Source organism: Allobacillus saliphilus (assembly GCF_018138385.1).
GTDB lineage: Bacteria > Bacillota > Bacilli > Bacillales > Alkalibacillaceae > Allobacillus > Allobacillus saliphilus.
In genome coordinates this window covers 1-18,510 of the sequence record NZ_JAGSIE010000013.1, presented here as the reverse complement: position 1 = coordinate 18,510, position 18,510 = coordinate 1, and the positions used below count along the sequence as shown (strand labels likewise).

17 protein-coding genes and 1 riboswitch are annotated in these 18,510 nt (G+C 40.4%); of the genes, 1 reads left to right on the top strand and 16 read right to left on the bottom strand.

Features of this window, described 5'->3' with window-relative positions; translation table 11 throughout:
* Positions 1-3: 3 nt before the first annotated feature.
* From aceB to KC820_RS05240, 11 genes are all read right to left on the bottom strand, one after another.
* Complete coding sequence (gene aceB / locus KC820_RS05290) at positions 4-1,563, bottom strand: malate synthase A (protein WP_212368904.1); 1,560 nt, start codon at positions 1,561-1,563, stop codon at positions 4-6.
* A gap of 370 nt (positions 1,564-1,933) precedes the next feature.
* Positions 1,934-2,038 carry a methionine/alanine import family NSS transporter small subunit gene (locus tag KC820_RS05285; RefSeq protein ID WP_144089293.1) on the bottom strand — a complete coding sequence of 35 codons (105 nt, stop codon included), beginning with the start codon at positions 2,036-2,038 and terminating at the stop codon, positions 1,934-1,936.
* Positions 2,038-3,561 (bottom strand): sodium-dependent transporter, encoded by a 1,524-nt coding sequence (locus tag KC820_RS05280; RefSeq protein WP_212368900.1) that lies wholly within the window; start codon positions 3,559-3,561, stop codon positions 2,038-2,040. Before KC820_RS05280 ends, KC820_RS05285 begins: the two co-directional genes overlap by 1 nt.
* Before the next feature lie 244 nt (positions 3,562-3,805).
* Complete coding sequence (locus KC820_RS05275; protein WP_212368897.1) at positions 3,806-5,359, bottom strand: Na+/H+ antiporter NhaC family protein; 1,554 nt, start codon at positions 5,357-5,359, stop codon at positions 3,806-3,808.
* 164 nt (positions 5,360-5,523) lie between these two features.
* Positions 5,524-5,694, bottom strand: a riboswitch (Lysine riboswitch).
* A 60-nt stretch (positions 5,695-5,754) separates the two neighbouring features.
* On the bottom strand, positions 5,755-6,552 hold the full coding sequence (gene yunB / locus KC820_RS05270; RefSeq protein ID WP_246065485.1) for a sporulation protein YunB: 798 nt from the start codon (positions 6,550-6,552) through the stop codon (positions 5,755-5,757).
* A gap of 80 nt (positions 6,553-6,632) precedes the next feature.
* Positions 6,633-6,884, bottom strand: coding sequence for a hypothetical protein (locus KC820_RS05265; protein WP_212368894.1), 252 nt, complete (start codon positions 6,882-6,884; stop codon positions 6,633-6,635).
* Between the two features lie 72 nt (positions 6,885-6,956).
* Positions 6,957-8,066, bottom strand: coding sequence for an HD-GYP domain-containing protein (locus KC820_RS05260; protein ID WP_212368892.1), 1,110 nt, complete (start codon positions 8,064-8,066; stop codon positions 6,957-6,959).
* Between the two features lie 65 nt (positions 8,067-8,131).
* Positions 8,132-8,440: a YunC family protein gene (locus KC820_RS05255; protein WP_144089297.1), complete on the bottom strand. Its 309-nt coding sequence runs from the start codon at positions 8,438-8,440 to the stop codon at positions 8,132-8,134.
* Positions 8,441-8,537: 97 nt separating this feature from the next.
* A complete protein-coding gene (locus KC820_RS05250; protein WP_212368889.1) occupies positions 8,538-9,905 on the bottom strand; it encodes a bifunctional metallophosphatase/5'-nucleotidase in 1,368 nt (455 codons plus the stop codon).
* Positions 9,906-9,926: 21 nt separating this feature from the next.
* Positions 9,927-10,745, bottom strand: a complete 819-nt coding sequence (locus KC820_RS05245) for a sulfite exporter TauE/SafE family protein (RefSeq protein WP_212368886.1) — start codon at positions 10,743-10,745, stop codon at positions 9,927-9,929.
* A 211-nt stretch (positions 10,746-10,956) separates the two neighbouring features.
* Positions 10,957-11,946 (bottom strand): LLM class flavin-dependent oxidoreductase, encoded by a 990-nt coding sequence (locus KC820_RS05240; protein ID WP_212368883.1) that lies wholly within the window; start codon positions 11,944-11,946, stop codon positions 10,957-10,959.
* Between the two features lie 173 nt (positions 11,947-12,119).
* On the opposite strand from KC820_RS05240, the gene KC820_RS05235 reads away from it, so the two are divergent.
* Positions 12,120-12,425 carry a DUF3219 family protein gene (locus KC820_RS05235; protein ID WP_212368880.1) on the top strand — a complete coding sequence of 102 codons (306 nt, stop codon included), beginning with the start codon at positions 12,120-12,122 and terminating at the stop codon, positions 12,423-12,425.
* 408 nt (positions 12,426-12,833) lie between these two features.
* Here the strand turns inward: KC820_RS05235 and sufB are convergent, their stop codons facing one another.
* Genes sufB through sufC form a run of 5 tightly spaced genes read right to left on the bottom strand, consistent with a single transcriptional unit; the run spans position 12,834 to position 18,062 of the window.
* The gene (sufB, locus tag KC820_RS05230) at positions 12,834-14,231 is read right to left on the bottom strand and encodes a Fe-S cluster assembly protein SufB (protein ID WP_144089304.1); all 1,398 of its coding nucleotides are present in this window, start codon (positions 14,229-14,231) and stop codon (positions 12,834-12,836) included.
* Between the two features lie 51 nt (positions 14,232-14,282).
* On the bottom strand, positions 14,283-14,732 hold the full coding sequence (gene sufU, locus KC820_RS05225; protein ID WP_144089305.1) for a Fe-S cluster assembly sulfur transfer protein SufU: 450 nt from the start codon (positions 14,730-14,732) through the stop codon (positions 14,283-14,285).
* Positions 14,722-15,948 carry a cysteine desulfurase gene (locus KC820_RS05220; RefSeq protein WP_212368877.1) on the bottom strand — a complete coding sequence of 409 codons (1,227 nt, stop codon included), beginning with the start codon at positions 15,946-15,948 and terminating at the stop codon, positions 14,722-14,724. The genes sufU and KC820_RS05220 overlap by 11 nt, the downstream gene beginning before the upstream one ends.
* On the bottom strand, positions 15,948-17,255 hold the full coding sequence (sufD, locus tag KC820_RS05215) for a Fe-S cluster assembly protein SufD (RefSeq protein ID WP_212368874.1): 1,308 nt from the start codon (positions 17,253-17,255) through the stop codon (positions 15,948-15,950). Before sufD ends, KC820_RS05220 begins: the two co-directional genes overlap by 1 nt.
* A gap of 27 nt (positions 17,256-17,282) precedes the next feature.
* The gene (gene sufC, locus KC820_RS05210; protein ID WP_144089308.1) at positions 17,283-18,062 is read right to left on the bottom strand and encodes a Fe-S cluster assembly ATPase SufC; all 780 of its coding nucleotides are present in this window, start codon (positions 18,060-18,062) and stop codon (positions 17,283-17,285) included.
* Positions 18,063-18,510: the final 448 nt, after the last annotated feature.

Below are 18,510 nucleotides of genomic sequence, written 5' to 3'. Positions count from 1 at the left end.
CTTTTATTCCCCTTCCTGTAATACGTGATAAGCTGGTAATGTTAAAAATGATTCAAACGTTTCTTGTTGAATAAGTTCTAAGAATAGTTTGGTCGCTTCAGGATGGTTTTCCTTTAACTCTTCATCCAATAAATCATTCACCAATTCAATAGTCACTTTCTCTCCCGTTTCAAGCTTTCCTTCAGGATGCTTGATCCACTGCCATACTTGCGCACGTGAAATTTCTGCTGTCGCTGCATCTTCCATTAAATTATTTAATGGGACCGCTCCACGACCGGCTAACCAAGCTGAAATATATTGAATGCCGATTTCGATATTCGCCCGAAGACCCCCTTCGGTAATCGGCCCTTCTGGCACTTCAAGTAACTGTTCCTCCGTCACGTTCAAATCATTTAATTGGCGATGGATTTGATTTTTTGTCGGCATATGCTCGTTAAAAATCTCTTTCACGAGCTCAACCATCGCAGGATGAGCCACCCATGTGCCGTCATGGCCATCTTTTACTTCACGTAATTTATCATTTCGGACTTTATCATAGGCCTCTTTGTTTTTGGCTTCGTCATTTTTTACAGGAATTTGCGCTGCCATTCCACCGATAGCCGGGGCATTTCTTTTGTGACAAGTTTTGATCGTCAGTAATGAATACGCTCTCATAAAAGGTACTTCCATTGTCACCAATTTGCGATCGGGAAAGAGTACATGTTCGTGGTTTTGAAACTTCTTAATATAGCTGAAAATGTAATCCCAACGACCGCAATTTAATCCGGCTGAATGATCTTTTAACTCATATAAAATCTCATCCATTTCAAACGCTGCGGAAATGGTTTCAATGAGTACTGTCGCTTTAATGGTTCCTTGAGGTATTCCTAGCTCGTTTTGTGCGAAGACAAAAACGTCATTCCACAACCTTGCTTCCTGGTGATTTTCCAATTTAGGCAAATAAAAATATGGACCAGAACCTTGCTCAATCAATTTCTTTGCATTGTGATAAAAATACAAACCAAAATCAACAAGACTCCCTGACATCGCTTCATTTTCTACCGTTAGGTGGCTTTCTTCTAAATGCCAACCACGCGGGCGAACGATGAGGACTGCTGTATTTTCATTCAATTGATAAGACTTTCCGTTATCAGCTGTAAAATCAATCTCTCGACGAACAGCGTCTTTGAGGTTTTTTTGCCCGTTGATCATGTTGCTCCATGTCGGACTGGAAGAATCCTCAAAATCTGCCATGAACGTTTTCGCTCCTGAGTTCAGTGCGTTAATAATCATTTTACGGTCAACTGGTCCGGTAATTTCTACTCGTCGATCTTGAAGGTCTTCTGGTAAATCAGCAATCGTCCAATCACTTTCACGAATATTTTTTGTTTCCTCCAAAAAGTGTAACGTCGCTCCTTGATTTAAATCCTCTTGCGCTTTTTCACGTTGTTCCAAAAGAGCTTTTCGTTTATCGTTAAAATTTTTGTGTAGTTTGTGAAGAAAATCAACTGCACCTTCTGTTAGAATCTCTTTCTCCACTTGTTTCACTTGCTCATATGATTTCGATAAATCAGTCGTAGACATCCTTTGCACCCCTATTGTTATACTACATAATTATTTTATTTATTTTGTACTAACACAGTGTGAGCAAAAAAATTACTCAGCTCTTTTTGATAAACAGTGTTCACATACAAGATGCTGACAGTTATGCTCAATAACTTTTCCGCATTCACAGCAAGAAGTCTGTTTCACTATGAACCCTCCTTCTATAGTACAACTATTATTATTTACTTCTGTTATAAAACAGTATATGTACTACAAATTAAAAAATCAACCCTTATTCACAAAATTTTTTAATTATTTTTAACAATCCTATCGTCAACTGTTTTGAATCAATAAAAAACGGTTGCTGATGTATGAAACACCAGCAACCGTTCTTGCACGTAGCATATATTTAGCTTTCTTTTGCTTTCTTCCTTGCATAAACAATACTTGAGGCTAATCCTCCCCAAATAATAAGCATTCCTAAGATCATCATCACTACGGCTCCGGCTGACATTAGTTCGCCACCTCCTCATCTTCGTCATCAGCTGCTTGATTCACTTGCTGAGCTGGCCATTTTTTCGTTGCGAACAATGCACCAACCATCATGGCTCCAATTGCAACTACCCAACCGAAGTTGAACAGGAAGTCTAATGGATAACCTTCATATGCAGCTGAGATTTCTGATTTGATGTTTTGTAGCATCATGTACCCTAAAACTACTGGCGTGATGACACCAAGAGAAACTCTCCACCAAGCACCCAACGCAATATCCGAAACCGAGTTTGCGTGTGATTGAAGATCTTTCAATCCTTTTGCAAACCATGCGACCGCTACAACTTCAAACAGACCGGCTAATGCTACACCGTAGTTATTAATAAAGTGGTCAACGGTATCAAGCAATACAAGTCCGCCTTGCGTTGCATAAGCAATTGAAATTAATGCAGCAAGACCTCCACCAAACATAACGGATTTCGTACGAGAAATGTTAAATTTCTCAGAAACCCCTGCAATATAAGTTTCTGAAATCGAAATCAATGAGGATAGACCTGCCAAGACAAGTGACGCGAAGAACAAGAAACCGAACACACCTGGTAAGAATGGCATTTGGTTAATGATCTCCGGGAACACGGCAAACGCCAACATAATTCCGCCTTGAACGAATCCTTCGTCCGTAACATTTTGGCCTGTTGCCATAGCCATGAATCCGAGTGCTGCGAAGACTCCGATTCCTGCAAGCAATTCAAAAGAAGAGTTCGCAAAACCTGTAATAAATGCGTTATTCGTAATGTCTGATTTTCTTCCTAAATAAGAAGAATAAGTAATCATGATCGCAAACCCGATCGATAAACTAAAGAAAATTTGCCCGTAGGCGGCGACCCAAACTTGGCCACTCATGATTTGATCCCAATTCGGTTGGAAGAATGCATTCAAACCATCTAATGCACCGTCTAGTGTGACCGCTCGAATTACGATGATTAAGAATAAGACGGCCAATGTCGGAATGAAGATTTTGTTTGCAACCTCAATTCCTCTTCTAACTCCGCGAACTAAGACACCTAGAACGACTACCCAGATAAAGATTAGTGGAATGAATACAGACGGAACGATGCTCCCGAATTTTCCAGGATCCGTCATTTCCAAGAAGTTACCGGTTAAGAAGCCACCTGTATCGTCTCCCCACTGTTGTCCGAATGAAAAGTAAGCGTACATAACTGCCCATGCAATAATGACCGCGTAGTATGTTGAAATGACAAAGGAAATTAATACTTGCCACCAACCAATCCATTCGAAACCTTTACTGATGCCACCTAAAGACCGTGGCGCAGATCCTCGATACTTATGTCCGATTGTATATTCCATGATGAGAAGCGGTATACCAGCAGTTAATAAAGCAAATAAGTACGGAATAAAAAATGCTCCACCACCATTTTCATACGCGACTGCGGGGAAGCGCCAAATATTACCTAAACCAATCGCCGATCCCATCGCCGCAAGAAGGAATCCTAGCCTAGTTCCCCACTGTGAACGTTCGTTCATGTTTCTCTCCCCTTTCGATATTTATACTGAAATTCTATGTAGCATGCGAGCACTTAATGTTTAAAAGTTCAGAATACTCGCAACTACTTATTTGCTTATTATAATAGGATATTTAATTATTGTCAAAGTATTTTGATAAGAAGAAATATTTAAATAGATAGGTAAAAAATTCCTAGTTTTTCCACATAAATAAAACCGCTTTAATTACGATTTAATCCGTAATCAAAGCGGCTTTGAGCTTATTTTATGCGGTATCTTTTTTCATCAATAATTGTTTTGCCAAATAGGCTAATAGAACTAATGCAGCAATCGTAACGATTAACGACAATAACAAGGAATCCGTCCATGCGAACAGGAGGTAACCTATACTTGAAGCTATTGCTGCTAATATGGCATAAGGAATTTGTGTTAAAACGTGATCGATATGGTTTGCTCCTGCACCGGTTGATGATAAAACTGATGTATCAGAGATCGGTGAACAATGGTCTCCGAATACCGATCCGGCCAGTACTGCTGCCAATGCTGGTATGAATAAACCCGGATCAAGCGTCACTGCCATCGATCCAGCAATCGGTAGCATAATGCCAAATGTTCCCCATGAGGTCCCTGTTGAAAAGGCCATGAAACCACTGACGATGAAGAGTAAAAATGGCAAGTAAGCAACATCGATATTCGATCTTTCCACTAATCCTGACAAATAAGCATCTGTTCCAATAGCGCCGATGATGGAAACAATCATCCAAGCTAAAACTAATATATAAATAGCTGGCAACATTGCTTTTATGCCTTCGATACTTACTCGAGCAAAACTTGTTTTTTCACCGTTTTGTGTGAAATAAAAAATGATTGATACGAGTAACGCGACGAATCCACCGACAACTAACGATAGGTTAACGTCTGTATCAGCAAAAATAGAAATTAAATTCGTTTCTCCACTTGCTTGAATACCCGTGTAAATCATCATTGATAGTGTCACAACGATCAATACGACGATTGGAATCATCAAATGACTGACTTTCCCTAACGTATTTTCGTAGATTTCTGATTGTAAATCCCCTGGTATATCATCGTTGTCTGGGTCAACCAACTGACCTGTTTCTTTCGCACGATCTTCATGTTTTTTCATCGGTCCGATATCTAAGTTCAACCAAGCAACTAAAAATACGAGTAAAATGGCAGAAATTGCATAAAAGTTATACGGTACCATTTGAATGAAGGAATTAAACGCCTGGTAATTCGTCAACTCATTTGTAGAAATAATCGTCGCGATAATCCCGATAATATAAGCACCCCAACTTGAAATTGGCGATAAAACCGTTACCGGTGCTGATGTTGAATCAATTAGGTAAGCGAGTTTCGCACGGGATACACGATGTCGATCGGTAACTGGACGAGAGACTTGACCAATCGTCAAGCTGTTGAAATAGTCATCGATGAAGATTCCCATTCCTAACAAACCCGTCATGTACTGTGAACCTTCGCGTGTGCGAATTTTGTGAATCGCCCAATCTCCAAAAGCTTTTGCTCCGCCAGATGCTGTTAAGAAAGCAATTAACATACCTAAAAATAATAAAAAGATAATTAGCTGGATGCTCCATAAATCCCAAGAACCTTCTGCATAAAATAACTCTTGAAACGTGAACCAAATACGTTTGATCGTTTCTAAAACATCAAAACTCTCGATCATTAACGCCCCGACGATAATTCCTGCGCCAAGCGAAAGCAATACTTTTCGCGTAAGCAGCACGAGGATAATCATTAAAATCGGCGGTATTAATGAAAATATTGTTCCCTCCATTAACCCCACTCCTTTTTGTGTAATGTGATTCATTCTTTACTAACTATTTCTTGGACTTACTACTAGCTTATTTTCTTCTGACGGAAAATATTTTAGGATTTTGATTTTTCACAAATAAAAAAAGTAATGATAGAGAAATCTACCATTACTTTTGGTCCATTTCCCCGATCTGTAGCTCCCCGTTATTTCGGTACGAGAGAATGCACTTTCTTCAAGTACATTCCAGCATGAATGCCGTGACTGCAATCATACTTCGGCAATTAACCCTTTCATTTATGGTCTTTGGTGTCACCCTCGCATAGATTACTCTTGTTAATTGCGCCTCTACCCCATCAGTGGTGGTGTATTATCTATTTAATTTTCATTTTTACTCGTATCGTTAATATAGCATACTTCTATTGCCCTGTAAATTCTTCGGGAGGTACAGCTAGATCAATGTCTGATGAAGAGTCGCTTCCTGAACTATAAAAGTTCGGGACTTTTCCTGGAATGACTCCTACATATACGGGTATGTCCGTCTCAACGACTGTTGTTTTGGTTGAAAAAGGGATAACGATTTGCACGTTTGCTTGAATGTGAATCGATAATTCAATCATCGCATTATTAATCCCATATTCCGTTATCTTCCGTCGAAAATCGGATTGAACATCACCGACTACACTGAAATGGACAGGTACTTGGGGACCGAGATTAGCTAACAACGTGTTTCCTGTTGCTTGCCCAATAGGAATTCGTACAATCGCTCGATGTTCTTCAACGGTATCCTCTTGAATGACGACATCATCATCAATATCAAAATCTAGCGAGTCCTCTGGCGTAATTTCACCACGCTCAATCCGCTTCAAAAAGTTTTGCACTCGAAATGTCGTGTTTCGTAAAACACGGTTTACAACAACCGCATTCCAACCAACCGACACAATTTCACCATCGTTGTCTGTTTCAATTTGAACCAAATCTTCAACTTGCAGGTCATCAACAATTCGCTTACTGACTGCTTCGTTTATAGCCTCTCGGGCAAATTGACTTGTTTTTCTTTCCGCGATATCAATTAACGTCGGTTCAATCCCTTTATCAATCACCCAGACAGACAGAATAAGCGAGCAAACAAATACAACAAAAGTCATCATTAATATTTGGCCTAAACTTTTTGGCTTTCGTTTCTTCCAAACTAGCTTACTCGGTCGTCTGCGCACACGAAAACCCCCTTACATTGAAGTTTATGCATCAAGGTAAGAGGACATGACTCTATAGGCTTGTCCATGTATTAGGTGTTCTAACTGATGATACAAGGGGTTCTGACTGTTGATAAACTTGGGCTGACTGTCGATAAACGATCGCTAACTGTTGATAGACGCGTGCTGATTGTCGATAAATAATCGCTGACTGTTGATAAAGCTGCTCTAACTGACGATAAGCGATCGCTGACTGTTGATAAACGTGCGCTGACTGTCGATAAGCGCTCGCCAACTGTTGATACCGCCGCGCTCACTGTCGATAAGCGCTCGTCAACTGTTGATAAAGGCATCCTTACTGTCGATAAACACATACTACTTGAAGGTTTCAATAAACTAGAAAAGACTCGCCACCGGGCGAGTCTTCATTCATTAATAGAACTTACATTACATCGAGTGATCATAATATCTAAGCTTGTTGCTAGATTGATTTCATAAACTTGGCTTTTATGTAGCTTTCCTTCTTCATTTTCCAAAACACGCACTTTCGGTCGGTCTGGTAAATGTTTATTTTGTTCGCATATAACTCCTTTTGCTCCATTACTTAATTCAACTTCTGCGCCATTAGGATAAATGGAGATCGTTCGTCGAAATAAATCAACATATTCTGGTCGGAACAATTCACCGCTTCCAGAATACAAAATCTCCAAGCCTTCATGCGGTAACATACCTCGTCGATATACTCTATTCGTTGTAACAGCATCGAATACGTCAGCAACCGCAAGGATTTGTGCATACGGATGAATATTTGGACCGACTAGACCATACGGATAACCGCTTCCGTTTAACCGCTCATGGTGCTGAACGACACAGTATTTCACTTCGTTCGAAAGGAAGTGCGCCTGCTTGAGCAAGTCATAGCCGTAGACGGTATGTTCTTTGATAATCGAGAATTCTAAATCCGTCAATTTTCCAGGTTTATGTAAAATTGCTTTAGGCACTTGTGTTTTTCCTAAATCATGCAATAATGCGCCAATGCCGATTTGCTCGATTTTATGTTTCGGATAGTCAAGCTCGTTTGCAAGAGCGAGCGAATATACCGTTACATTTAATGAGTGCATGTACACATAATCATCGTACAGAAATAAGTCTGACATGATCGATAAAATTTCATCGTTGTCTTGGATAATCTTATTGATTTCCTCAACTTTTTTCTGCACTTCATTCAATGACTTTTCCAAGACGTATTGGTGTTGCTTTAAGTTTGTCGGTTGTTCATTAAATGCACGAAAAGACTCACGAATATGATGAATCGTTTCAAATCTAACTTGATCATCCAACAGGTTTTGAGGATAAATGTCTTCTGTCAATTCATCTTGGACATAGACATATTTAAATTGAAAATCCGCTAGCCGTTGGATGATCCGATTTGTAAACTTAACGCCTTTTTGCAGAAGCACTCTACCATATGAATCAGTAATTGGCCTTGCTAGTATGTCTCCTTCATTGAGGTCTTGGACTTTTGCTGTTTTCATAAATTATCCCCATCACTATTATTCGACTATTTTCATCATATATTATTATGAAATCGCTGACAACCTTATTTTGTCAGCGCTAATAATGCGTGTTTTCCAATAATACCTTCATACCAGCCGAATTTTTCAACAGCATAATTCGTTACCTTCTGTAGTGGTGCATATAAAAGTTCGTCTCGGTTTCTTACACCGACTGCACGGCCAGCTACGATGTTTCGGTCTGCTAGCTTATCGTTTAGCAAATCGACATCTAAAGCGCCGCACATAATGTAGCCAAAATCATTATAGATGACTAATAGATTCGTTTTCGGTAATTCGACATGAACAAAAGTGAACGCTTGATCCTCAATCCAAATCGGTTCTGTGTGAATCATATATACCAGCCTCCTCTTTCTTACCCTATGAAAAGATAAAAAAGAAGTGCCTGTCCCAATTTGTATGAGGCAAGCACTTTAAAAAATTTCAAATCATCTATAGTTTCGTCACGCTTTTTTCCAAAACATCACGGATGAATTCAGGCATAAAGTAATGCTTTTCTTTAACAGATGCAATGGTCGGCACTAGCGATGGAAATGAGAAAGTATCTGCTGTTGCTACTTGATACGCTCGGTTCGGTTCAACCTCTTCTTCATCTAACCAAATTTTTTCAACAAAATCTGTTTTCGGATGGAATTGAGCCGTTAGATTAGAGTAGATCATCTTACCGATTCGTTTTCCTCGAAAGCCAAGTCCCTTCAGTTCAAACTCGATAAATTCTTTTCCTTCAAACATTCTTACCGTTTCCAACAGTTCTTTACCTGTCATCTCCATAACGCATGGATTCATCGGATGGGGACAGCTACTATGAATATCCTTCCTCGTTACCTCACCTGCAGAAAATCCGTGCAATAAAACGCCGGCATTTAACATGGCACAATCGGCTTTTGTCCACGTTTGCAATTCTTCAACGAAATTGTTCATGAGTTCGGTTTCTTCATACCAATTCGCTGGGTAATTTTCGTCTAAAACGGCAACTGTTTGGCCTAAAACTTCTTCGGATTCCTGATGGATTTTTTCAATCAATGTATTCGTTTCTTCATCTAGTTCATTTCCAGTTTCGATTGCTGCACCTTCATTATGAACGACTTGCTTTTTTTGATGGTCGTACACTAACTGTACTTTTCCGAAATAAAAGCCATGCTTACCGACCGCATTTAGCAATGTTCCATAATGAGCTTGTCCTTGATGAAACAAGTGATGCGTATGGCCGCCTATAATTACATCAATCGGAAACTTTTCTGCGATCAACTCATCCTGATAAACACCTAGATGCGATAGCAACACAATGACATCACATTGACTTTCTAATTCAGGAATATACTGCTCCAAAACGTCGAGTGGCTCATACGTCGTCCAATCTAGTTGCTCGTAAAACAATTGGAATGGAGCTGTTAAGCCGATGACACCAATTTTAGTTCCTTGATCCGTTTCAACAACGACATAAGGTTTTAACCATTCCGGTTTATCCTTTTGAACCGGAGATATATTCGCACAGGTCACTGAGAAATTCGCTTCATCATACAAGTGGTATAGTTTCTCTTCGGGTAACGTAATGCCTTCATTGTTACCGAGAGTCACTACATGATAATCCGCTTCATTCAACAACCGGATATTCGCTTCACCGAGCGTTGCTTCCGTATAAAAATGTGAGCGGTCGAGGTGATCTCCGTTATCTAAGAGGAGATGAAATTCATCTGCATGCTTGTTCATTTCCCGCTTCATTGAATGAATGATCTTTGGCCAATTTTCAAAATGGCTATGTAAGTCACTTGTAAAATACAAATGAATATTTTCTCTCATAAAGCTACTCCTTCTATACAGCTATATAATTAATCGTATGCCTACAATGGTCATAATAATCCGTAAAATCCATTCGATTGTTTCGCTTCTTAAGTGCTGATTGACTCGCGCGCCTAATACTCCCCCGAGATACGATCCGGGAATGGCTGCGAGTGCGTATGTCCATATAATATGACCAGAAACGATATGAGCTGTTGATGATAGTAAACTCGAAAAGAAAATCATAAACATGGAAGTTGGTGCTGCAATGTGCGCCGGCATGCCAAATAGCAAAATCATTGCCGGAACCATTAGTGATCCTCCACCGATTCCAAACAGGCCAGAAAGCGTTCCTACCGTAAAGCCGACAAGTACACCCAATATGACAGAAAAAGAGTATTTCACTTCATAACCTGCAATTAGAAACTTGCGGTGAATATGCGTTTTTTTCTCATGATTTTCATCATACTTGCGTTGAGGCAAATATTTCTTTACGAAAAATAACACTACGATGACAAGCATTAAAATGCCCAGTAACAGTTCAAATAATTCCGACTGAATATATTGATTAAAGTAAACACCGAGTAATGCACCAGGTAAATTTCCGGCTAAAAACAGTGCACCGCTAACGACGTCCACTCGCTTTCTTTTCATAAACGTTAACGCTGAAGACAATCCAGTAAACACCATGACAACGAGAGACATGCCTACGATATTTTGTGGTGTAGCCCAAGAAAAATCACTGCTCACTTGCGCCAAGAAAAACATAGTTGGAACGAAAATCACTCCGCCACCTAAACCAGCAATACTCCCGGTAAAGGCCGTTATGATTCCGATCATGAACATAATCAAAAAAACCATCGAGCGAATTCCCTTCTAAAATGCTCTGTTGGCATTCAAGCTGTTGTTAGTTTTGCATTAACATATCTACTTTAATTATATCGTTAATTGGTGTTGTTTCATAGCGAAGTAAATAGGCAAGCCATTCCTTGGAGGATGAGGTTTCATAACCGTAAGATTTTTATGGTAAAAAATCCACCCTACTATTATAAGCAAGGTGGAGCAATAATCATTAAAACAATTCTCTAGCTAATAAACGATACACTTCCAATCGCTTTTCTTGTGAGTGTTGGATGCTACAGATCATCGCTTCATCAAAACCATATTGTTCTTGCTCAGCCTGCAATTTTTCAGCAACTTCTTGTGCAGAGCCAACAATATGAAGCTTTCGGCTTTCTTCTATTTTCATTTGATCCATTTCAGTCAATGGATAATCTTTCGCTTCTTCAGGTGTGAGCAATTGTCCCATTTTCCCTTGCATCAACCACAAACGAGCGATATCTTGTGGCTTCGCTTCAAACTCAGCTTCTTCTTTTGTTTCTGCTGCAGTCACTAAATACGCCACATTTATTTCTGGTTTTTCCATAAAAGGCGATGGAATGAAGTTATCTCGATACATATTTAAAATTTCATTCGATAGCTGTCCATTGAAAAACTGTGCGAAAGAATAGCCTACACCTCTTCTTGCCGTTTCAAGCGCACTGTTTCCACTTGAACCGAGCATCCATGCTTCAGGTAGGGTTACCCCTCGAGGGCTTGCAATCATCGCGTATAACTTGTCCTCAGTCAATTCATCATTAATGAGTTGCAACGTATGATCAAATTTCTCATACATATTATCCACTCTTGGTTGACGGCCCTCAGCTAATGCGTACATCGATTGTGGGTCTCCACCTGGTGCACGTCCAACACCAAAATCAATCCGACCTGGCGAGAATGCGCTTAATGTTTTGAACACTTCAGCCATTTTTAATGGAGAATAGTGCATCATCATGACGCCACCCGTACCGATACGAATTTGATTCGTTTTAGCAGCTAACCGTGCAGCAGTCACTTCTGGAGCAGAGCTTGCAAAGGCTCTCGTGCCATGGTGTTCTGCCATCCACATGCGTGTATATCCTAACTCATCTGCTAATATAGCCAATTCTTCCGCTTTTTCCAGTGCACCGACAGCAGTATTTCCACTCGTAACTGGTGCTTGATCTAATACGCTTAATTTCATTGATATACATCCTTTCACGAACAGTTCATTCATTGTCTTGCAAACCTTATTCTATCACCCGTTCGTTCACATAGAGAATAATCTGCTTAGCTATCCAGGCGTGAGCATTTGACTTGGGCGTAAGAATGCCGACATGATATGATGTCTCCACATATCAGTGAGGTGATGACAGGATGCAACAAACCGTGATATTAAATGATGATTTGAAAATAAATGCAACCAATCTTTATACGGAAGATGTGGTCGATTTTCAATCGGGAAAAAAGCGAAAAACGATACACGTTGATTTCAAAGTAACGAGTGAAGACTATCATCGCGTCGCTACTTTTTTATATAAAAATGATTTTGACGTAAAGGTTCCAACATTAAATTTACAATTCCCAGCATACATCCAAAAATACACGACATCAGTAACGAATTTATACAGAGAAAATCAAGTTGGCGATTATTCACTAACGTTGATTGAAAAAGGTGATTAAGCTTTTTGCGGATGAATTGATAGACGTAAAATTACGTCTGCTTCAGGGTTAATTCGCGCGACTTCAGGGTTAATTCGCGCGGCTTCAGGGTTAATCCGTGCTCCTTCAGGGTTTATTTGCTCTGCTTCAGGGTTAATCGGCGTGACTTCAGGGTTAATTCGTGTAGCTTCAGGGTTAATCCGCTCCGCTTCAGGGTTAATCGGCGTGACTTTAGGGTGACCTTTCAGTATTCACAGTTGATCCTTCATAACCAGCACAAAATGGGCACTGACCTCGGTCAGTGCCCTTTCATTCGCATAAATTTTCATTTCTCTTTAAACCAAGCATAATGATAATCAAGCCTTTTCACTTTACAGACAGTTAAACAATCCCCCATCACAACAATTTGTGATGGGGATTGATTAAAACTTAACCAATAGATCCTTCCATTTCGAAGGAAATCAAGCGGTTCATTTCAACAGCATATTCCATTGGCAATTCTTTTGTGAATGGCTCAATGAAGCCCATGACGATCATTTCTGTCGCCTCTTCTTCACTCAAACCACGGCTCATCAAGTAGAAGAGCTGTTCTTCTGATACTTTAGAAACTTTCGCCTCGTGTTCCAAGGAAATGTTTTCATTCAACACTTCGTTATAAGGAATCGTATCCGATGTGGATTCATTATCCATAATCAACGTGTCACACTCGATGTTGGAGCGTGCGTTGTCAGCTTTCTTACCGAAGTGAACCAATCCAAGATACGTTACTTTACCACCTTGTTTGGAAATGGATTTCGAAACGATGGTTGATGACGTATTTGGTGCCAAGTGATACATTTTCGCTCCAGCGTGTTGGTGCTGACCTTTACCAGCTAATGCGATGGAAAGGGTCATACCGCGTGCGCCTTCGCCTTTCAACAGAATGGATGGGTATTTCATCGTCAACTTAGAGCCTAAGTTACCGTCAATCCACTCCATTGTACCGTTTGCTTCTGCTGTTGCTCTCTTCGTAACCAAGTTATAAACGTTATTTGCCCAGTTCTGAACAGTTGTGTAACGGCAGTACGCATCTTTTTTAACAAAGATTTCAACAACCGCACTGTGTAGGGAACTTGACGTATAAACAGGTGCTGTACAACCTTCAACATAGTGTACAGATGCACCTTCATCCACGATGATCAACGTACGTTCGAACTGACCCATATTTTCAGAGTTGATACGGAAGTACGCTTGTAGTGGTGTTTCCACCTTCGTGTTTTTCGGTACATAGATGAATGATCCACCAGACCATACAGCAGAGTTCAATGCTGAGAATTTGTTATCAGAAGCTGGGATCAATTTACCGAAATACTCACGGAATAAGTCCTCGTTTTCACGTAGAGCAGAGTCCGTATCTTTAAAGATAACGCCCATTTCTTCCAATTCTTTTTCCATGTTGTGATAAACAACTTCGGATTCGTACTGCGCAGAAACACCCGCTAGATATTTCTGTTCAGCTTCTGGGATACCCAGACGATCGAATGTTTGTTTAATCTCCTCAGGTACTTCATCCCAAGAACGCTCAGAGCGCTCGGATGGTTTGACGTAATACGTGATTTCGTCAAAGTCTAATTCGCCTAAGTCGCCACCCCACTGCGGCATTGGCTTACTATGAAATATTTCATATGCTTTCAAACGATACTCAAGCATCCACTCAGGTTCTTCTTTACGGGCAGAAATTTCACGAACTACCTCTTCAGTCAGACCACGTTCAGTACGGAAAATCGATACGTCGCGGTCACTAAAACCATACTTGTAATCGCCTACTTCAGGTGCTTTCTTAGCCATACTTCACCCTCCTTGTAATGATTAAACAGTGAATCAGGCGTAACAGCCTGACTACTGTTCTTCATCGACGCCTTTCTCCATGGCTTTCCATGCGAGCGTCGCACATTTAATTCTGGCTGGGAATTTCGCTACCCCTTGCAGGGCCTGAACATCTCCCATGTCATCCAGATTAAATTCCTTTTCATCTATATCCTTGCCCAACATCATTTCAGAGAATATCTCTGACATTTTGAGGGCATCTTCTACTGGTTTACCTGTTACAGTCTGCGTCATCATAGAAGCAGATGCCATGCTGATGGAACATCCTTCGCCTTCAAACTTAGCGTCTTGAACGATTCCATCTTCTACTTTCATCTGTAAATCGATTCGATCACCGCACGTTGGATTATTCATCTCAACGGTAATCGAACCTTCATCTTCTATTGTACCGCGATTTCGCGGATTTTTATAGTGGTCCATGATGACTTGTCGATAGAGTGTATCTAGATTGTTAAAAGACATCTCCGAAATACTCCTTCGCTTTTTTTAGTCCTTCGACAAGATGATCTACATCTTTCTTATCATTATACAGGTAAAAGCTCGCTCTTGCAGTTGCAACAACTTCAAGTTCACGCATTAATGGCTGTGCACAATGGTGACCCGCTCGAACTGCAATGCCGAGTGAATCAAGCGCTGTCGCCAAGTCATGTGGATGGACACCTTCCAAATTGAACGTAACAAGACCCGCTCGTTCTTTTGCATCAGGTCCGTAAATTGTCATTCCATCAATTTCATTCATTTTCTGCATGGCATATTGAACAACGTCATGTTCATGTTTTTCAATCTCATCTAAACCGACTTCATTCAAAAAGTCGATGGCAGCGGCAAGCCCGACTGCACCGGCGATAATCGGTGTTCCACCTTCAAATTTCCAAGGTAGCTCTTTCCATGTTGATTCATAAAGGTGAACAAAATCAATCATTTCACCGCCGAACTCGACTGGTTCCATGTCTTCTAACAATGATTGCTTACCATATAGTACACCAATTCCTGTAGGACCGATCATTTTATGACCTGAAAAGGCATAAAAATCAACATCCAAATCTTGCACGTCTACTTTCATGTGCGGAACACTCTGCGCACCGTCTACCGCGATAACAGCTCCATGTTCATGTGCAATTTGGGCCATTTCTTTAATTCGATTGATTGTACCTAAAACGTTAGAAACATGTGTAACAGCAACAATTTTCGTTCGGTCGGTAACCGCTTCACGCACATCATCCAATGAGATCGTTCCATCTTCGTAAAGTGGAAGATACTTCAGTTTAGCGCCTGTTTCTTTCGCTACTTGCTGCCATGGAATGATGTTACTATGATGCTCCATTTTCGTCAGAACGATCTCATCGCCTTCAGACAAATTCTGTCTGCCGTAACTAGACGCAACAAGATTGATTGCAGTTGTTGTTCCACGAACGAATACAACTTCTTTAATGGATGATGCATTGATGAACTCTCTCACCTTGTCGCGTGCACCTTCATAATCTTCGGTAGCACGCGAACCTAGTGTATGAACACCTCGGTGAACGTTCGAGTTATTGCGTTCGTAATAATCATTAATCGCATCGATAACTACTTGAGGCTTCTGGGAAGTCGCAGCGCTATCGAGATAGACTAATGGATGACCATTAACTTCCTGATCCAGTATTGGAAACTGCTTGCGAACTTCTGCCATATTCATTAGTATACTTTCCCTTCAATAACTTCTTTCAGTTGTTTTTGAACGGTTTCGATTGGGATTTCACGAACAACTGGATCTAAAAATCCGTGAATGATTAGACGCTCTGCATCTTCTTTCGAAATACCACGACTCATCATGTAGTATAACTGCATTGGATCTACGCGGCCTACGGAAGCAGCGTGCCCTGCGGTTACGTCGTCTTCATCAATCAATAAGATTGGGTTGGCATCACCACGTGCACCTTCATCTAACATTAAAATACGGGATTCTTGTTCAGCGTTTGCACGTGTTGCACCATGCTCGATTTTACCAATTCCATCGAAGTAAGCTGTTGATTGATCCTTCATGACACCGTGCTGAAGGATGTAACCATCAGAATCTTTACCCCAGTTGACAATCTTCGCTGTGAAGTTCTGTCTTTGTTTTCCGCGACCGACTGAAACGGATTTCGCGTTACAAATTGAGTTATCACCTTTTAGGTGGGTTGTATTTTCAGAAATCGTATTTCCGTCGTTCATTTGACCAAGTGCCCACTCAATGTTTGCATCACGGTCAGCAACTCCACGACGGTTTACGTAAGTTGTCGTTCCTTCTGCAAAGTTGTCGACAGCACCGTAAGAAACTTTTGCGTTTTGGTGAGCAAATACTTCGCTGACCAAATTGGCAACAGATTCTTTATTGGCATTCGCTGAGTAATAATTTTCTAAATAAGTGACTTCACTATTTTCTTCAGCTACTAATAAAACGTGGTTGATCATACCCGCTTCATCATCTTCTTGCCAAAAAACAACTTGGATTGGTTCGTCAACGACTACGTTTTTCGGAACATAGACGAATACACCACTGTTCATGAGTGCTGCATGACGTGCAGTCATTTTGTTTTCATCCACCGCAACGCCATCTTGCATGAAATACTTTTGTACAAGTTCACTATGTTCATTCATTGCAGTGAAAATATCTTCGAAAATAACGCCTTTGTCTTTCAAGTCTTGAGAAAGGTTTGCATAAGCAACATCGTTATTTCGAACGATAATCAAATTTTTAGCGCTTCCTTCTTCACCTAATAGGACACGGATTTGTTCAGGAAGTGTATCAAAGTCCTGGATAGGTTCACCAGCTACATCATGCTTGAAATTCGTGAAGTTCCAATCAATAATCCGTGTTTTATTTGCTTTCGCCATTGGAAGATCTTCCGATTGACGTAAAGCTTCTAAACGAATATTACGGAACCACTCAGGTTCGTTTCGTTTCTGAGAATACTCAGTAATATATTGTTCATCGTATGGTAGTTTTGTATCTACTGCCATTATTCACCCTCCAATCTTTATGATCACTTACTGGCCTACAGTTTCGTCTTCGATGCCAAGCTCCTCTTTAATCCACTCATAACCTTCTGCTTCTAGGCGTTGAGCTAGTTCTGGACCGCCAGATTTCACAACGCGACCTTGCATCATTACGTGTACATGGTCTGGTGTGATGTAGTTAAGTAGACGTTGATAGTGAGTGATAATTAAGCAACCGAAGTTTTCACTACGCATTTTGTTGATTCCTTCAGAAACAACTTTCAATGCGTCAATGTCTAGACCGGAGTCAATCTCGTCTAAAATCGCGATTGCTGGTTCCAACATCATTAACTGAAGGATTTCATTCCGCTTTTTCTCTCCACCGGAAAATCCATCGTTTAAATAACGCTGAGCCATATCTTTATCTATATCTAAGAAGTCCAAATTCTCATCCATTGTTTTAATGAACTGCATTAATGGAATTTCGTTGCCTTCCTCACGCTTCGCATTGATTGAAGAACGTAGAAAATCAGAGTTTGTGACACCGCTGATTTCACTTGGATATTGCATAGCCAAAAATAGACCGGCTTTCGCACGCTCGTCTACTTCCATTTCAAGAACATCTTCTCCATCTAAATGAATAGACCCTTTTGTCACTTCATATTTCGGGTGACCCATAATGGCACTCGCTAGTGTTGATTTACCTGTACCGTTTGGTCCCATTACTGCGTGGAATTCTCCACCCTTTATCGTTAGGTTAACCCCTTTCAGGATTTCGTTCCCTTCAATTTCGACATGCAGATCTTTAATCTCTAAAGTTGATCCAGCCATATCAATACCTCCATTTTCTATGATATATATTGGTCATTCCCAATCTATTCTCATTCTTATTTTATAACATTTATAATTTATTATCAACCTTACGCCGAAGAATGACCTTATTCGGCACAACCTCTATTATAGTAAAGATGCGGGGAATATTAAACTGAAACGACGTAAGTTATTGATTTTTCGTAAAATGTTAATTCCTTGGCATTGAAATTGTGGAGTTTGACGTTCATTTAGGAGGGATTTTTCATAGTGAGAATGAAAGGCTGAATGATGAGAATCAGAATTTTGCTTATATCGGACTTTCCGACTCGGTTTTTCAACCGCGCGGGGGTTAGTGGCCTTCTATAAACAAGATTCTAATATTGATCGGCTTTCGGGCTTGATAGGCGTTCTCTTCTCGATACTCAAATGAGTGCTTGTGTTTCGTGAAATGTCGTTGAGAACGTGT

What these genes read in the sequence shown, in the direction of transcription:
- KC820_RS05250 (WP_212368889.1), bottom strand. Translation starts at nt 9,905, where the DNA reads ATGAGAGAAAATATTCATTTGTATTTTACAAGTGACTTACATAGCCAT.
- KC820_RS05260 (WP_212368892.1), bottom strand. Translation starts at nt 8,066, where the DNA reads ATGAAAACAGCAAAAGTCCAAGACCTCAATGAAGGAGACATACTAGCA.
- KC820_RS05280 (WP_212368900.1), bottom strand. Translation starts at nt 3,561, where the DNA reads ATGAACGAACGTTCACAGTGGGGAACTAGGCTAGGATTCCTTCTTGCG.
- KC820_RS05265 (WP_212368894.1), bottom strand. Translation starts at nt 6,884, where the DNA reads ATGCCTTTATCAACAGTTGACGAGCGCTTATCGACAGTGAGCGCGGCG.
- sufB (WP_144089304.1), bottom strand. Translation starts at nt 14,231, where the DNA reads ATGGCTAAGAAAGCACCTGAAGTAGGCGATTACAAGTATGGTTTTAGT.
- KC820_RS05245 (WP_212368886.1), bottom strand. Translation starts at nt 10,745, where the DNA reads ATGGTTTTTTTGATTATGTTCATGATCGGAATCATAACGGCCTTTACC.
- sufC (WP_144089308.1), bottom strand. Translation starts at nt 18,062, where the DNA reads ATGGCTGGATCAACTTTAGAGATTAAAGATCTGCATGTCGAAATTGAA.
- KC820_RS05235 (WP_212368880.1), top strand. Translation starts at nt 12,120, where the DNA reads ATGCAACAAACCGTGATATTAAATGATGATTTGAAAATAAATGCAACC.
- KC820_RS05255 (WP_144089297.1), bottom strand. Translation starts at nt 8,440, where the DNA reads ATGATTCACACAGAACCGATTTGGATTGAGGATCAAGCGTTCACTTTT.
- KC820_RS05240 (WP_212368883.1), bottom strand. Translation starts at nt 11,946, where the DNA reads ATGAAATTAAGCGTATTAGATCAAGCACCAGTTACGAGTGGAAATACT.
- KC820_RS05275 (WP_212368897.1), bottom strand. Translation starts at nt 5,359, where the DNA reads ATGGAGGGAACAATATTTTCATTAATACCGCCGATTTTAATGATTATC.
- KC820_RS05220 (WP_212368877.1), bottom strand. Translation starts at nt 15,948, where the DNA reads ATGAATATGGCAGAAGTTCGCAAGCAGTTTCCAATACTGGATCAGGAA.
- sufU (WP_144089305.1), bottom strand. Translation starts at nt 14,732, where the DNA reads ATGTCTTTTAACAATCTAGATACACTCTATCGACAAGTCATCATGGAC.
- KC820_RS05285 (WP_144089293.1), bottom strand. Translation starts at nt 2,038, where the DNA reads ATGTCAGCCGGAGCCGTAGTGATGATGATCTTAGGAATGCTTATTATT.
- sufD (WP_212368874.1), bottom strand. Translation starts at nt 17,255, where the DNA reads ATGGCAGTAGATACAAAACTACCATACGATGAACAATATATTACTGAG.
- aceB (WP_212368904.1), bottom strand. Translation starts at nt 1,563, where the DNA reads ATGTCTACGACTGATTTATCGAAATCATATGAGCAAGTGAAACAAGTG.